At 45.5% G+C, this 14,763-nt stretch carries 16 protein-coding genes (1 of these 16 cut by a window edge); 4 read left to right on the forward strand and 12 right to left on the reverse strand.

Annotated features, from left to right (window positions below):
• The 6 genes from ispH to murJ all read right to left on the reverse strand — a co-directional run.
• A protein-coding gene (ispH, locus tag C1X04_RS17120) for a 4-hydroxy-3-methylbut-2-enyl diphosphate reductase (protein ID WP_110577406.1) crosses the window boundary here: on the reverse strand, window positions 1–62 show its 5' portion. The gene continues 889 nt to the left of window position 1, outside the view; only the first 62 of its 951 coding nucleotides appear in the window; it begins with the start codon at window positions 60–62; its stop codon lies beyond the left edge, outside the window.
• Window positions 59–490, reverse strand: a complete 432-nt coding sequence (locus C1X04_RS17125; protein ID WP_137170570.1) for a peptidylprolyl isomerase — start codon at window positions 488–490, stop codon at window positions 59–61. The genes ispH and C1X04_RS17125 overlap by 4 nt, the downstream gene beginning before the upstream one ends.
• Window positions 487–993, reverse strand: coding sequence for a signal peptidase II (gene lspA, locus C1X04_RS17130; RefSeq protein ID WP_110577404.1), 507 nt, complete (start codon window positions 991–993; stop codon window positions 487–489). The genes C1X04_RS17125 and lspA overlap by 4 nt, the downstream gene beginning before the upstream one ends.
• Window positions 993–3,815 (reverse strand): isoleucine--tRNA ligase, encoded by a 2,823-nt coding sequence (gene ileS / locus C1X04_RS17135; RefSeq protein ID WP_137170571.1) that lies wholly within the window; start codon window positions 3,813–3,815, stop codon window positions 993–995. Before ileS ends, lspA begins: the two co-directional genes overlap by 1 nt.
• Before the next feature lie 32 nt (window positions 3,816–3,847).
• Window positions 3,848–4,777: a bifunctional riboflavin kinase/FAD synthetase gene (gene ribF, locus C1X04_RS17140; protein ID WP_110577402.1), complete on the reverse strand. Its 930-nt coding sequence runs from the start codon at window positions 4,775–4,777 to the stop codon at window positions 3,848–3,850.
• Window positions 4,778–4,916: 139 nt separating this feature from the next.
• A complete protein-coding gene (gene murJ / locus C1X04_RS17145) occupies window positions 4,917–6,485 on the reverse strand; it encodes a murein biosynthesis integral membrane protein MurJ (RefSeq protein WP_110577401.1) in 1,569 nt (522 codons plus the stop codon).
• Window positions 6,486–6,715: 230 nt separating this feature from the next.
• Between murJ and rpsT the strand changes: the two genes are divergently transcribed.
• Entirely contained in the window at window positions 6,716–6,979 is a 264-nt protein-coding gene (rpsT, locus tag C1X04_RS17150; RefSeq protein WP_012071893.1) for a 30S ribosomal protein S20, read from the forward strand.
• Window positions 6,980–7,049: 70 nt separating this feature from the next.
• Here the strand turns inward: rpsT and C1X04_RS17155 are convergent, their stop codons facing one another.
• The 5 genes from C1X04_RS17155 to rplU form a co-directional block, all read right to left on the reverse strand.
• On the reverse strand, window positions 7,050–7,412 hold the full coding sequence (locus C1X04_RS17155) for a diacylglycerol kinase (protein WP_110577400.1): 363 nt from the start codon (window positions 7,410–7,412) through the stop codon (window positions 7,050–7,052).
• A 10-nt stretch (window positions 7,413–7,422) separates the two neighbouring features.
• Entirely contained in the window at window positions 7,423–8,547 is a 1,125-nt protein-coding gene (gene proB, locus C1X04_RS17160) for a glutamate 5-kinase (protein WP_137170572.1), read from the reverse strand.
• 26 nt (window positions 8,548–8,573) lie between these two features.
• The gene (gene cgtA, locus C1X04_RS17165) at window positions 8,574–9,764 is read right to left on the reverse strand and encodes an Obg family GTPase CgtA (RefSeq protein ID WP_110577398.1); all 1,191 of its coding nucleotides are present in this window, start codon (window positions 9,762–9,764) and stop codon (window positions 8,574–8,576) included.
• Window positions 9,765–9,872: 108 nt separating this feature from the next.
• The gene (rpmA, locus tag C1X04_RS17170; protein ID WP_110577397.1) at window positions 9,873–10,130 is read right to left on the reverse strand and encodes a 50S ribosomal protein L27; all 258 of its coding nucleotides are present in this window, start codon (window positions 10,128–10,130) and stop codon (window positions 9,873–9,875) included.
• Window positions 10,131–10,161: 31 nt separating this feature from the next.
• Window positions 10,162–10,470, reverse strand: coding sequence for a 50S ribosomal protein L21 (rplU, locus tag C1X04_RS17175; protein ID WP_110577396.1), 309 nt, complete (start codon window positions 10,468–10,470; stop codon window positions 10,162–10,164).
• A gap of 282 nt (window positions 10,471–10,752) precedes the next feature.
• Between rplU and ispB the strand changes: the two genes are divergently transcribed.
• A complete protein-coding gene (gene ispB, locus C1X04_RS17180) occupies window positions 10,753–11,733 on the forward strand; it encodes an octaprenyl diphosphate synthase (RefSeq protein WP_110577395.1) in 981 nt (326 codons plus the stop codon).
• Window positions 11,734–11,781: 48 nt separating this feature from the next.
• Here ispB and C1X04_RS17185 read toward each other — a convergent pair whose 3' ends face one another.
• Window positions 11,782–12,675, reverse strand: coding sequence for an alpha/beta fold hydrolase (locus C1X04_RS17185; RefSeq protein WP_110577394.1), 894 nt, complete (start codon window positions 12,673–12,675; stop codon window positions 11,782–11,784).
• 299 nt (window positions 12,676–12,974) lie between these two features.
• Here C1X04_RS17185 and fabA point away from each other — a divergent pair, with 299 nt between their 5' ends.
• Together fabA and fabB are read left to right on the forward strand one after the other, a co-directional pair.
• Window positions 12,975–13,490: a 3-hydroxyacyl-[acyl-carrier-protein] dehydratase FabA gene (gene fabA, locus C1X04_RS17190; RefSeq protein ID WP_110577393.1), complete on the forward strand. Its 516-nt coding sequence runs from the start codon at window positions 12,975–12,977 to the stop codon at window positions 13,488–13,490.
• 26 nt (window positions 13,491–13,516) lie between these two features.
• Window positions 13,517–14,731 (forward strand): beta-ketoacyl-ACP synthase I, encoded by a 1,215-nt coding sequence (fabB, locus tag C1X04_RS17195; protein ID WP_110577392.1) that lies wholly within the window; start codon window positions 13,517–13,519, stop codon window positions 14,729–14,731.
• Window positions 14,732–14,763 lie beyond the last annotated feature (32 nt).

The raw sequence follows: 14,763 nt of genomic DNA on the forward strand, positions 1-14,763 counted from the left end.
ATTGCTCTATCAACGCCAGCACAAAAGCCGCGTGGGTTCGCTAATTGAATAGCAAAGCTCATGCGACCTCCTCTACATCAACAATCTGAGCTCGAAATGTTAGCGAGCGCCCAGCAAGAGGATGATTAAAATCAACGATCACTTCCTGCTCACCAATTTCAGCGATAACACCTGGTAGCTCGTTTTTACTCATATCGGCAAAAGACACAACCATGCCTTCTTCTAGGTCCATTGAAAACTGAGACCGAGGCATACGCTGGATATTGCTTTCGTTATGCGCACCGAAAGCTTTTTCTGGGGGCATAACAAAAGAGGCCTCTTGTCCTGCAGACATTCCTAATAAAGCCGCTTCAAAGTCTGGCAACAAACTGCCATCGCCAAACACGAAGCTGGCTGGCGCCTTAGAAAAATTTGAATCAACGATTTGGCCATCTTCAAGTGACAACTCAAAATGCAGAGTGACTCGGCTTGTTGCCGTAATTACGTTCATTTGTTTGTACCTTCCTGCTTTTTCGTCACGAAGCCTTCAAGCAACATTAAAATAACACCTATAGTAATAGCAGTATCCGCTAGATTAAACGCAGGGAAATACCATGACTGCTGCCAATGGAATTGTAGAAAATCTACAACATGGCCATACACCAATCTGTCGTAAAGATTACCAATGGCACCGCCCAGCACAAATGTCAGGGCCAGTGATTCTAGGCGATTTGTCTCTGCGATTTTAACCAATCGCCAACTGATACCAACAGCTACAGCCAATGCGATCAACGAGAAGAACCAACGCTGCCACCCTCCCGCTTGCGCGAGAAAGCTGAACGCAGCACCAGTGTTGTACCTCAAGGTCAGGTCAAAGAATGGAAAAACAGCAATCTCTTGTCCATAAAACAAATTGGACGAAATTAACTGCTTTGTCATCCAGTCCAAAGCAAAAAGGATAAGAGCCAGCGCCCACCAGCGCTGAACTCGTTGCCACACAATTAAAGCTGTCATTAAGCGTAAAGGCGTTGTTCACCTTCTCCATCTGGCAAGTTAGAGATACAACGATCACACAATTCAGGGTGCGCTTCTCGTTTGCCCACTTCTTCACGATGGTGCCAGCAACGCACACATTTAGTGTATTTACTCAATTCTACATGTACTTTCAGGCTATCAAGATCTGTCGCGACAGCACCATCACCAGCTTCAGACAAAGGCAACACCTTAACGTCAGAGGCGATCAAGACGAAGCGCAATTCTTCACCAAGACGGTTCAATGTTGCTTGTAAAGCATCATCACAATAAAGTGTGATATTCGCGCTTAAACTCGCCTTCATCTTACCTTCGCTACGAGCGGCTTCTAACACTTTATTGGTCGCTACTTTAGCCTCAAGAACTTGCTTCCAGAATTCACGCCCCATAGGCTCTTCACCTGAAAGCTCTTCAAGGCCTTCATACCATGTTTCTAAGAAAACAGACTCGCCACGCTCACCTGGCAATGTTTGCCAAATTTCATCAGCCGTAAAGCTCAAAATAGGCGCAATCCAACGAGAGAACGCTTCCATCACATGATAAAGCGCCGTTTGCGCAGAACGACGTGCCAAGCTGTCTTTTTGTGTCGTGTACTGACGGTCTTTGATGACATCCAAATAGAAGCCACCTAAATCCACAGAACAGAAGTTCTGGATTTTCTGGTTCACAGTATGGAATTGGTATTCGTTGTAGGCCGTATTCAACTCTTTTTGCAATAAAGCCGCACGGTCTACAATCCAGCGATCCAATGCAATCATGTCTTTAGAAGACACCATATCGGTAGCAGGATTGAAGCCATTCAAGTTTGCCATCATGAAGCGCGCGGTATTACGGATTCGACGATAAGAGTCTGCTACTCGCTTAAGAATTTCATCAGACACCGTCATTTCCGTGGTGTAATCCGTTGCCGCCACCCACAAACGGATGATATCTGCGCCTAGCGTGTCCATCACTTTCTGAGGTGACAATACGTTACCCAGAGACTTGGACATTTTGCGGCCGTCGCCATCCACAGTAAAACCGTGCGTCAAAACTTGCTTGTATGGCGGCACACCACGCACTGCAATCGATGTTTTTAAAGATGATTGAAACCAACCACGATGCTGATCTGAACCTTCTAGGTATAAATCGGCAGGGAAGCTCAATTCATCACGCTGATCAATAACAGAGTAGTGAGTCACACCAGAATCGAACCATACATCCAAGGTATCAGTTACCTTGCTGTATTTTTCAGCTTCAGCACCCAACAACTCTTCTGCATCCATTTCAAACCAAGCGTCAATGCCTTCCACTTCGATGCGCTTAGCGACTTCCTCAATCAAACGAGGCGTCTCAGGATGAAGCTCTTGAGTCTCTTTGTTGATAAACAAAGCAATTGGCACACCCCAAGTACGCTGACGAGACACACACCAGTCAGGACTGTTATTCAACATTCCTTCCATACGGTTTTGCCCCCAGCTTGGGACCCACTTCACACCTTCGACAGCATGCTTAGCAGCATCTAGCAAACCTTCTTTGGTCATGCTGATAAACCACTGAGGTGTTGCACGGAAAATCAGTGGCGTTTTAGTACGCCAGCAGTGTGGATAACTGTGGAAGATCTTAGATTCAAATACCAAGGCGTTATTACGATTTAGCGCTTCAAGCACAGCACCATCTACTTTATAGACGTGCAAACCAGCAAATTCACCAGCCGCATCGGAATAAACACCATTGTCTTGCACAAGATTGATCGTACCGATGCCATTTTCACGACCGACGTTAAAGTCATCTACGCCGTGGTCAGGTGCGGTATGTACACAACCCGTACCCGCTTCAGTGGTGACGTGCTCACCCAAAATAACGGGAATATCACGCTCTAGGAACGGATGATTCAACTCAGTACCAGCCAGTTCCGCACCAACAGTGCGACCCACTATGCGGAAGTCAGTGACGCCGTAGCGAGACATCACACCTTCAACCATGTCTTCAGCAAGGATAAGACGCTCTTTGCCCAAGCCCATATCCACTTCAACCAAGGCGTAATTGAACTCTGGATGAATAGAAACCGCTTGGCTGGCAGGCAGTGTCCATGGTGTCGTCGTCCAGATCACAACAGAAACCTTACCTTCGCCCTCAACATCTGCGAATTTAGCAAGCAACGCGGCTTCATCTTGCGGCGCATAACGCACATCCAAAGACAAAGACGTTTTATCTTGATATTCCACTTCCGCTTCCGCCAAAGCTGAACCACCAACCACACTCCAGTAAACAGGTTTAAAACCTTTTACCAAATGGCCATTTTCCGCAATTTTACCTAAAGCACGAACGATATTTGCTTCGGTAACAAAGTTCATTGTCAGATAAGGGTTTTCCCAATCCCCCATCACACCCAAGCGGATAAAGTCTTTTTTCTGCTCTTCAATTTGCGTATAGGCGTATTCGCGGCATTTAGCACGAAATTCCTTATAAGAAACTTTTGTTCCAGCCTTACCGATCAATTGCTCAACTTTGTGCTCAATTGGCAAACCATGACAGTCCCAGCCTGGGATATAAGGTGCATCAAAGCCACTAACAGTTTTTGACTTAACAATAATATCTTTGAGGATTTTGTTAACCGCGTGACCAATGTGAATGCTGCCATTTGCGTACGGAGGGCCATCATGAAGAATAAAAGATTTACGGCCTTTACTTACATCACGTACTTTCTGGTACAGGTCCATATCCTGCCAACGCTTAAGCATTGCAGGTTCACGTTTTGCCAAATCTCCGCGCATTGGGAAGTCTGTATCTGGCAAATTCAGTGTCGGTTTATAATCACTCATGGTTTATCGATTCATCCTCAAAGATCATCTTTTCACTGATTAGCAAAAAAGCGTAACGCTTCTTCTTTATCACATTGAATTTGTTTTTCCAGCGCATCTAGGCTGGCCATTTTTCGCTCTGCCCTAATAAAATGACAGAAAGTCACTTGCACATATTTGTCGTACAAGTCACCAGTAAAATCTAGTAAATGCACTTCCAGTATCGGCGTTTTGCCCTGAACAGTAGGACGTACACCGACATTCGCTACACCATTGTGAGAAACGCCATCAACCATAAAGATCACAGCGTACACTCCAGACAATGCAGCCTTAATTCCTTTAAGATGTACATTTGCTGTCGGAAAACCTAACTTTCGTCCCAACTGCTGCCCATGTATCACACGACCACTTAGCGAAACCGTGTGCCCCATGTTCATTTGCGCAGCGGAAATATCACCACGCTCTAGAGCATTTCGAACTAAAGTACTACTCACTCGCTCATTCAGAGCATTTAACACCGATGGTGTATTTTCAACATCAAAGCCATGCTGACTACCAAACTCTTGCAGGTAGTAAAAATCGCCCTGTCGATCACATCCGAAACGGAAATCGTCACCCACCACCAAATGCTTTACCGACAAACCGTCCAATAAGATTTGCTGACAAAATGCTTGTGCGTCTAACTGCTGAAGCTTAGGGTTGAACGGCATGCAAAGGACATAATCAATCCCTTGACCCTCCAACAACTTAACCTTATCTCGCAGACGGCCAATACGACCTGGCGCTGTATCCGGCGCAAAGAACTCTCTGGGTTGAGGCTCAAAGATCATAATTACGGCTGGAGCATCATATTGCTTAGCCAATGCTTTAGCACGTGCCAAAATTGCACCATGCCCCAAATGAACACCGTCAAAATTCCCTATCGTCAGCACGCATTCTTTATGCTTTGAACGGATATTATGAATACCGCGAATTAACTCCATAGAACCCCGTACAAAACAATTAAATCCAGCGTCGAAAAAAATACCACGGATTATATAGCAGTTAACCAAATGAAGGTAGGCCAGAACTTGAACAAGCTGTGCAAACTCACAATCAAAGCAAAAAACACATCATAGACATCTAATGCTTTAAAGTAGAAGGACGCAATCCGGCCATCACAGCAACCAGAGCGTACACCAGCACACCACAAACAACCACCAACAAGGTGCAGCCTACTCGATACAAGTCTTCCATTTGCGTCCACTGCCAACCCTGTTGAAGAAACAAGTACAAACACACACCAAGTGCCAACGTAGCACTCAACAATATGCGCAGTAAACGCCCCCATTGAGCAGAAAACACATGATATTGTTTTTTATACAGGCCACGCCATAACAAGAACGCATTCAAGCCAGCCGACAAGCTCGTCGCCAAAGCCAACCCAACATGCCCAAGCGGCCAGACCAGTATTAAATTCAGCACCATATTCGACACCATCGCAATAATACCGATACGCACAGGCGTCTTAGTGTCTTGTCTGGCGTAGTAACCGGGAGCCAACACCTTAATCAACATCATAAACACTAAACCCAATGAATATGCTTGCAAGCTTTGCGCAGCCATCTGAACATCATTTACCGTTAACTCTCCCCGATAAAAGATTGTCGCAATCAAGGGCTCAGCCAACATAAACAAGGCAAGCGATGATGGAATCGCAATCAGCAATAAAATTCGCAGCGCCCAATCCAGCGTTTCTGAAAACTTCGATGCTTCACCCCCCGCAAAACTGCGTGATAACGAAGGCAAAATCACCGTACTGATAGCAATAGCAAAAATACCCAACGGCAACTCATACAAACGATCAGACAAATACAGCCAAGTAATGCTGCCTGTCTGTAAAAAAGACGCCAATACAGTGTCTAGCAACAAATTAATCTGACTGACAGACACACCAAACAACGCCGGCCCCATCAAAAGCAAAATTCGTTTCACACCTGGATGACGAAAGCCTAACGTCGGCATGGGCAGCAATCGTAATCTCGCCAAAAACGGCACCTGAAACATCAACTGAATCAGTCCCGCAAAAAACACTCCCCAAGCGACAGCCGTTTCCGCCTGCGCTGCGGTGCGGGCAAAGAACACAGTTGCAATAATAAGAGAGATATTCAAGAAAATCGGTGTGATCGCTGGAACAGCGTATTCACCATGAGAATTTAAAATGCCGCCCGCCAAGGCGGTTAACGAAATAAATAACAGATATGGAAAAGTAATGACCAACAGATCTGATGCCAATGCAGCCTGCCCATCATCACCGGCAAAGCCGGGAGCAAAAACATAAACCACCCAAGGCGCGCACACCATAAAAAGCACAGTAACACACAGCAACACCAAAGCCAGCGATCCTGATACGGCTGAAATCAGCGCCCGCACCTCGGCCTTGCCTTCTTTAACTCGATAATCACTTAAAACAGGAACAAACGCTTGAGCAAACGCCCCTTCCGCAAATAAGCGGCGAAAAAAGTTAGGAATTTTAAAAGCGACATAAAAAGCATCAGCACTGCCGCTCGCCCCCAAAACATAAGCTAAAGCCGCATCTCTTACCAATCCAAGAATACGAGAAAGAAAAGTACAAATAGAAACTAGGACACCAGAACGCAATAAAGACAAAGACTTAGACGCTTTATTGGTAGCGATATTTTTTTCAGACATAAGAAAATACGACTTAGACAATAGACAGGTCTGCCAAGAATAACACCAGCGATAGCAAGAGCGCAGCCAAATATATAAGCTCATTTGATTAAAATTTGTATAATAGGGTTGTGACTGCGCTAAAAACTGGTAAAATCCGCCGCGAGATTTCAAAGTTAAAACTTGACATTCATTTCATGACACAGCACAGTGCTGGGTCATAACTAATTCCAAATTAAAGGAGCCAGACCGTGGCAAATTCCGCCGGTTCAAAAAAACGCGCGCGCCAAGCAGTAAAAAGCCGCGCTCACAATGGTAGCCTTCGTTCAATGGTTCGCACATACTTGAAAAAAGTAGATGCGGCTATCGAAGCAGGCAATCAAGCTGACGCACAAGCAGCTTACGTTCTAGCAACTTCAAAGCTAGACAAAGCCGCTGACAAAGGCCTATATCACAAAAACAAAGCAGCTCGTCATAAGAGCCGCTTGAGTGCTAAAATCAAAGCACTGGCCTAATACCTATAAAAAAACCGGCAAATGCCGGTTTTTTTATATCTAAATTTTATCGACTTGCCCAAGCACAACCTCACCCGAGCAAAATCACCAGCCACACAATCGCCGCCAACACTAAAGCCAGCATCACAGCCGCCGAACCCAAATCTTTGGCACGACCAGACAACTCATGATGCTCATGACTAATACGGTCTACTACAGCCTCAACGCTAGAATTAAACGTTTCAACAATCAACACCATACCTACCGAAAAAATCAGCACAGCGCGTTCAAGACCGGAATCACCAAGCCAAATAGCAAAAGGCAAAGAAATCAAAAACAAAAACGCCTCTTGGCGAAAAGCCGCTTCATGCTTCCACTGAGCACGTAAACCTTGATAGGAATATTTGGACGCACTCAAGATGCGCTCTAATCCCACTTTACCCGGTTTTGCCATGACCACCTCTTTAAATAATCACCAAATCGTCGCGATGGATTAATTCTGGCTCACCCTTGTAACCTAAAATATCACCAATACAAGAAGAGGGCTGACCCAACAACTTCAACGTTTCAGCCACACTGTAATTCACCAGACCTCGAGCCACCAGTTCACCTTGCTGATCAACGCAAATCACCATATCACCACGCGAAAAAGTACCTTGAGCATCTTTTACGCCCACAGACAAAAGACTGGTACCTTCTTTGCGCAGCGCTTTAACCGCACCATCATCTAAAACCAAGGCACCACGACTCTTAAGGTGTCCAGCCAACCACTGTTTTCGAGCAGCAACACGACCATGCTCAGGCTGCAGCCAAGTCCCCAGCACCTCGCCGGAGGCGACACGAATAATGACATTTTCTTCGCGACCAGACGCAATCAAGGTATCCGCGCCAGAGCGAGCCGCTAAACGAGCCGCTCGAACTTTCGTTAACATACCACCGCTACCCAACAAACCAGCACCACCGCTTGCCATTGATTCAAGACGATCATCCGATGCTGAAATATGAGCGATTAATGTTGCATCTTTATGATCTCGAGGATTTTTATCAAATAAACCATGCTGATCCGTTAAAATAATTAATACATCCGCCTCTACCAAGTTCGCAACCAAAGCGCCCAAGGTATCATTATCTCCGAAACGTATTTCGTCAGTTACAACTGTGTCATTTTCATTAACTATGGGTACAACGCCAAAGCCAAGCAAAGTTCGCAACGAAGATCGAGCGTTCAAATAGCGTCGACGATTAGATAAGTCATCATGAGTCAGCAAAATTTGCGCCGTGCACAAACCATGTTTTTCGAAATGAGATTCATAGACCCCCACCAGCTCCATTTGCCCTACTGCAGCCGCAGCCTGAAGCTCATTCACCTGAGTGGGGCGAGAAGAAAAACCAAGGCGTTTCATACCAGCAGCAATAGAACCAGAAGAAACAAGAACAACTTCCTTACCTTGCGCTCGCAACTCAGCTATCTGAGCAACCCAAAGACCAATCCTAGCAACATCTAAACCCTGCCCATCATTGGTCAATAACGCACTACCGATCTTGATAACAACACGCTGCGCCTTCGCTATTTTCTCTCGCATATCCATGATACTACTTTTTCCCACTCACCAGATTAGCTAACGTACTCTACTTCTACATCGTAATCGTCATCATCAAAGTCATCGTCGTCCAGCATTTTGCCTTCCAAACGGCGTTTCTCACGCAACGACATAATACGATTTCGGCCTTCTTCATCAATCAATGCTCGAACCGCGTCTTCTTTTTCACGTGCTTCTGGGTTATCCATTAGCAATTCACGCTGCTCATCAAGGGCTGTCATCAGATCCAAACACAATACTTCTGTGCCTTCACCAGATATTGCCGAAACGCGGTAAGTTTTACCTTCCCAGCCAAGCGCATCAATAACACTCTGGCAACGCTCTTCCAGCTCATCTTCTGGAACCATGTCCGTTTTATTCAACACCAACCAACGATCACGTTCCGCCAAAGTAGGACTGAACTGATGCAATTCATTTACCGCAATAACCGCCGCTTCTGCAGGAGTAATCTCATCCCAAGGCGCTAAATCAACGATATGCAGTAAAATACGGTTACGTACCAAATGTTTCAAGAAACGAATACCAAGGCCCGCACCTTCGGATGCCCCTTCAATAATTCCTGGAATATCGGCAACAACAAAGCTCTGATGCTTTTTAACTTTTACCACACCAAGGTTCGGCACCAAGGTCGTAAAAGGATAATCCGCCACTTTCGGCTTAGCAGAGGAAACCGCGCGAATAAACGTCGATTTGCCCGCATTAGGAAGACCTAGCAATCCCACATCTGCCAAGACTTTCATCTCCAACTTCAGCGTCCGCTCTTCACCAACCGTTCCTTTGGTTGTTTGGCGAGGTGCACGGTTAGTACTAGACTTAAATCGAGTATTACCTAGACCGTGATGACCACCTTGAGCCACTTTTAACTTTTGCCCATCACGTACAAGATCGCCAAGCGTTTCGCCTGTATCATCATCAATGACAGTCGTACCAACAGGCACTTTAATCTCTAAGTCCGCCCCTTTGGAGCCAGTCATGTCTCGCCCCTGACCGCCTTCGCCACTTTCCGCGATGTATTTTTTCGTAAAACGAAAATCAATCAAGGTATTTAGAGCTTCATCAGCAACCAACACAACGCTGCCGCCGTTGCCACCATCACCGCCATCAGGGCCACCTTTAGCAACAAACTTTTCTCGCCAAAAGCTTAACGCACCATTTCCGCCTTTACCTGCTCTTACATAGATACTGGCTTCATCAACAAATTTCACAGTAACACCTCTTCGGTGGTTTAATCAGTTTCAATAAAGCTGATTATAGAATTCTTCCAAAAAAAAAGCCCCGCGTCGCGGAGCTTTTTTTAAGTTTTTAGCAAGTGATTAAGCAGCTACGACAGAAACTGTACGACGCTTAAACTTACCTTTTACTTCAAACTTCACTTGGCCTTCAACAACAGCGAACAAAGTGTGATCTTTACCAATTTGAACACCAGCACCAGGGTGGAACTGTGTACCACGCTGACGAACAAGGATGTTACCTGGGATCACAACTTGACCACCAAAACGTTTGACACCTAATCGTTTCGACTCGGAATCGCGACCGTTACGAGTACTACCACCCGCCTTTTTATGAGCCATGACTTACTCCTTAAATTTGAATAGTTAGCGCTTAGTTAATACCAGTAATTTTCACTTCCGTGAACCACTGACGATGACCCATACGCTTCATAGAATGCTTACGACGACGGAATTTCAAGATTTTAACTTTATCTCCGCGACCATGAGCAACAACTTCAGCTGTTACTTTAGCGCCTTCTACAACTGGTGCACCAACTTTAACGTCGTCGCCGTTGCTTACAAGAAGAACGTCGTCGAACTGAATCGCGCCACCTTCTTCAACAGCTAATTTCTCAACCTTAAGGGTTTGGCCTTCTTCTACACGGTATTGCTTACCGCCAGTTTTGATCACTGCAAACATGTTCTTCTCCAATGAGATTTACCCGGCTACTGAATTTGAATTTGACCTACTTCTAGTGGCAGTCACTTTTTATCCGAATCGGACAAAAATCGCTAACCATATGATAGGGAGCAAAATGTGGGTAAATCGGACGCGAGATTGTACAAAATCACACCAACCAATACAAGCTAAAAGCAACGTCTTTATACATTTTTCGCAATTTGGGTTGACCCTGACACAAGCCTTACCTAGCATGAGGCACACTTGCTGATCAGCTTGAGACTATTTAGCTTCGGAAATTGCATGCAACCTATACAAATACACGATGTTGTGGCCAACGAGTTTGGCCAAGTTAATGATTATATTGTGTCACAACTTAGTAGTGACATCCCCCTAATCGAACAAATCGGCTACTACATTATTAGTAATGGCGGGAAACGCCTAAGACCACTGCTGGTTTTATTGGCAGCACGGGCCAGTACAGAGCTAGATAAAACACAACTCGAGCAAGCCATTCAAATGGCAACTATCATTGAATTTATCCACACTTCAACACTTTTGCACGACGATGTAGTGGATGAATCAGATATGCGCCGAGGCAAAAAGACCGCTAATGAGGAGTGGGGAAATGCACCAAGCGTTTTGGTTGGCGACTTCCTTTACTCTCGTGCCTTCCAGATCATGGTCGACGTGGGCAGCATGCAATGTATGAGTATCTTGGCCAAGACCACCAACATCATCGCTGAAGGCGAAGTTCAGCAGTTGATAAATTGTGGCGATCCTGACACAACAGAAGAAAGCTATCTAAAAGTTATTCAGTATAAAACAGCAAAACTGTTTGAGGGCGCGGCACTTTGTGGAGCCGTAATTGCTGGCGCTACTCAAGAGCATCAAGAAGCGTTGAGACAGTTTGGCATGCACGTTGGCACAGCTTTTCAGCTAATAGATGATGTAATGGATTACACCAGCACAGCCGAAGAAATGGGCAAAAGCGTTGGCGATGATCTTGCCGAAGGCAAACCTACCCTGCCACTTATCTTCACGATGAAGCACGGCTCGCCAGAAGCGGTAGCACGAGTAAGACAAGCCATTTTAACCGGTGGGCTTGAGCAATTAGAGACCATTATCGGGGACGTGCAGAGCTGCGGTGCGATTGAATACACTCAACAACAAGCTCAGGAACAAGCCGACCTAGCAATTTCAGCAATCGAGTCACTGCCAGAATCAGACTACAAGGCAGCACTTATTGCCTTGGCCAATGCTTCCGTTAAACGCCGAAACTAGCCTTTATCAAAAAAGACCAAGCCCGCTCACCTCGAGCTTGGTCTTCTGTCATTTTTGTCTTAAAACATCCATTACAGCCAATGCTGCCTTCGCAGAATGCTGCTGCATAAAGCAATGACCGCCCTCCACCTCAATCACCTGAATGTTTGGGTTGAGTCTGGCCGCTAGCCGATATGCCTCTTTAAAATAATCAAAGGTATCCTTGCCTTGAATAATATAGGTAGGCACAGAAATGTTCGAAATTGAGCTCCACAGTTTTTTAGGATAACTAGAGAAAATTTCCGCCTCCATCCAAGAAGGACAACCCAGTTGATAGTGCCCTTTTTCATCACACTTAATAGACGAAGCAATATAATCTTCTAAACAATCTGGCTCCCAACCTTTAAATGTCCCTCTTTCATAAAAACTGCTTTTTACCTGAGCAAGACTTTCCCACTGAGTTCGACGACGACGGGCTTGTCGCGCCAACGGTATTTGGCTTTTCAGTCCTGAAAGCGTTACACCGCGCATCATCCAAATTAAGCGAGGAGGAAACAAAGCCGGATCCAACAAAACCAATCGATCAAAAAGTGAAGGTTCCTGATTACTCATTAATGCTGTCATACAGCCACCGAAGCTATGTCCGATGCCAATCACTTCCTTTTTCGGTAACAATGGTCGCTGTGCGTTTAATGAGTCAACAAAGCGCGATGCGGTCTTATTCCAGCCAATAAATTTATGCCCAGCTGTCGACCCACCATGACCAGCAGCATCCTGCATAATAAGGTTATAGCCTTCGAGCTTAGCCAAAAAAGACTGGTAGGTTCTTACCGAGAAACCATTACCATGCAAAAAATGCAGCGTTGGCCTACTTTCATCAACCTCCCCCACATACCCCTGAATATGGCCACCATCAAATTCGTAGCGCCAAACAGACAGATCTATATTTCTTTTCGAACTCATAAAGGCACCCAGACAACCAAAATAGAATAAGCAGAAGCATATTAGCAGAAAAAAGCCTCCTAACAGGAAACAACAAACCACTTTAAAAAGTCGCCTTTTGTCAGCTTTATCCTAGCCAAACCCTCTAAAGAACGTAAATATGATCATTTTTCATGCAGGTAATTTGGTTTTTTTCCGTTCAAACATTCATATTACAGCTCCAAACCGATATAATCAGCTGGATTTTCTACTGCAAACTGGACCACGACAATCCACCAGACTATTTTGAGTCACCGGCTGGATGTGGATATAGGACTATAATGACTACAGCTTCATCTTTTGAAAAAGACGAACTATTAAAATGCGGCCACGGTGAAATGTTTGGTGCAGGTAATGCCCAGCTTCCTGTCGGCAATATGCTAATGATGGATCGCATTACTCACATCTCAACTGAAGGCGGGGAACACGGCAAAGGCGAAATCATTGCTGAGTTAGATATACACCCTGACTTATGGTTTTTTGCATGCCACTTCCCTGGCGACCCAGTTATGCCTGGCTGCCTTGGCTTAGATGCGATGTGGCAGCTAGTAGGATTCTTTCTTGGCTGGAAAGGTAATAAAGGGCGCGGGCGCGCACTAGGTTCTGGCGAAGTGAAATTCACTGGACAAATCCTTCCAACAGCAAAAAAGGTTACCTTTCACATTCACTTGAAGCGTGTTATTGAACGCAAACTAGTGATGGGAATTGCAGACGGAAGCGTTAAAGTTGATGGTCGTGAAATTTACACTGCAAAAGACTTGCGTGTAGGCTTATTTACTTCAACTGATAACTTCTAAAGATTAAGAATGAAAGAGGCACATTTATGCGTCGTGTAGTAGTAACAGGTCTTGGCATTGTCAGCTGCCTAGGCAATGACAAAGATAGCGTTCTAAACTCCTTGCGCGAAGGCCGTTCCGGCATTCGTTTTGCTGAGGACTATAAAGAACATGGCTTTCGCAGCCACGTTTGTGGTCGCATTGACTTAGATGCTGAAAGCATTGACCGCAAAGTACGCCGTTTCATGGGCGACGCAGCAACGTACGCTTACGTTTCTATGCAACAAGCTATTTTAGATGCGGGCTTAACAGAAGACCAAGTGTCCAATATTCGCACAGGCTTAGTAGCAGGGTCTGGCGGCGCTTCCGCTAAAAACCTTGTTGACTCTGCTGACACACTTCGCGAGAAAGGTGTTAAGCGCGTAGGTCCATACCGTGTAACCCAAACTATGGGAAGCACTGTCTCTGCTTGTTTGGCAACACCATTCAAGATCAAAGGCGTTAACTACTCAATCACTTCAGCTTGCTCTACTAGTGCTCACTGTATTGGTAACGCTATGGAGCTGATTCAACTTGGCAAACAAGACATCGTGTTTGCTGGTGGTGGCGAAGAAGAGAGCTGGACTCAAACTTGTATGTTTGACGCCATGGGCGCCTTATCTTCAAAGTACAACGATACACCAGAAAAAGCGTCACGCGCTTATGATGCAAACCGTGATGGTTTCGTTATTGCTGGCGGTGGCGGTATGCTTGTTATTGAAGAGCTAGAACACGCCAAAGCACGCGGTGCAAAAATCTACGCTGAACTAGTAGGCTACGGCGCTACTTCTGATGGCTACGACATGGTTGCCCCTTCAGGCGAAGGCGCTGTACGCTGCATGCAGATGGCAATGAGCACAATTGATGGCGATATTGATTACATCAACACTCACGGCACAAGTACACCTGCTGGCGACATGAAAGAGCTTCAAGCTGTCAACGAAACATTCGGTGATAAGATCCCACTGATTAGCTCTACTAAGTCTTTGTCTGGTCACTCTTTGGGTGCTGCAGGCGTTCATGAAGCTATCTACTGCTTACTAATGATGGAAAACAACTTCATCACAGCGTCAGCAAACGTAGATGAGCTGGATCCAGCAGCAGGCAACATCCCTGTTGTTACAACTCGCAAAGATAATGCAGACTTGAACCTAATCATGTCTAACAGCTTTGGTTTTGGCGGCACTAACGCCAGCCTAGTATTCAAAAAATACTCTGCATAAATAAAACCTAAACAAAAAAAAGCCGCATCAAA

The organism is Marinomonas sp. FW-1 (genome assembly GCF_005222245.1).
Lineage (GTDB): Bacteria > Pseudomonadota > Gammaproteobacteria > Pseudomonadales > Marinomonadaceae > Marinomonas > Marinomonas alcarazii.

Excerpts from the sequence above, each read along its gene's own strand:
- C1X04_RS17125 (WP_137170570.1), bottom strand. The coding sequence starts at position 490 with ATGAACGTAATTACGGCAACAAGCCGAGTCACTCTGCATTTTGAGTTG.
- lspA (WP_110577404.1), bottom strand. The coding sequence starts at position 993 with ATGACAGCTTTAATTGTGTGGCAACGAGTTCAGCGCTGGTGGGCGCTG.
- ileS (WP_137170571.1), bottom strand. The coding sequence starts at position 3,815 with ATGAGTGATTATAAACCGACACTGAATTTGCCAGATACAGACTTCCCA.
- ribF (WP_110577402.1), bottom strand. The coding sequence starts at position 4,777 with ATGGAGTTAATTCGCGGTATTCATAATATCCGTTCAAAGCATAAAGAA.
- murJ (WP_110577401.1), bottom strand. The coding sequence starts at position 6,485 with ATGTCTGAAAAAAATATCGCTACCAATAAAGCGTCTAAGTCTTTGTCT.
- C1X04_RS17155 (WP_110577400.1), bottom strand. The coding sequence starts at position 7,412 with ATGGCAAAACCGGGTAAAGTGGGATTAGAGCGCATCTTGAGTGCGTCC.
- proB (WP_137170572.1), bottom strand. The coding sequence starts at position 8,547 with ATGGATATGCGAGAGAAAATAGCGAAGGCGCAGCGTGTTGTTATCAAG.
- rpmA (WP_110577397.1), bottom strand. The coding sequence starts at position 10,130 with ATGGCTCATAAAAAGGCGGGTGGTAGTACTCGTAACGGTCGCGATTCC.
- rplU (WP_110577396.1), bottom strand. The coding sequence starts at position 10,470 with ATGTTTGCAGTGATCAAAACTGGCGGTAAGCAATACCGTGTAGAAGAA.
- ispB (WP_110577395.1), top strand. The coding sequence starts at position 10,753 with ATGCAACCTATACAAATACACGATGTTGTGGCCAACGAGTTTGGCCAA.
- C1X04_RS17185 (WP_110577394.1), bottom strand. The coding sequence starts at position 12,675 with ATGAGTTCGAAAAGAAATATAGATCTGTCTGTTTGGCGCTACGAATTT.
- fabA (WP_110577393.1), top strand. The coding sequence starts at position 12,975 with ATGACTACAGCTTCATCTTTTGAAAAAGACGAACTATTAAAATGCGGC.
- fabB (WP_110577392.1), top strand. The coding sequence starts at position 13,517 with ATGCGTCGTGTAGTAGTAACAGGTCTTGGCATTGTCAGCTGCCTAGGC.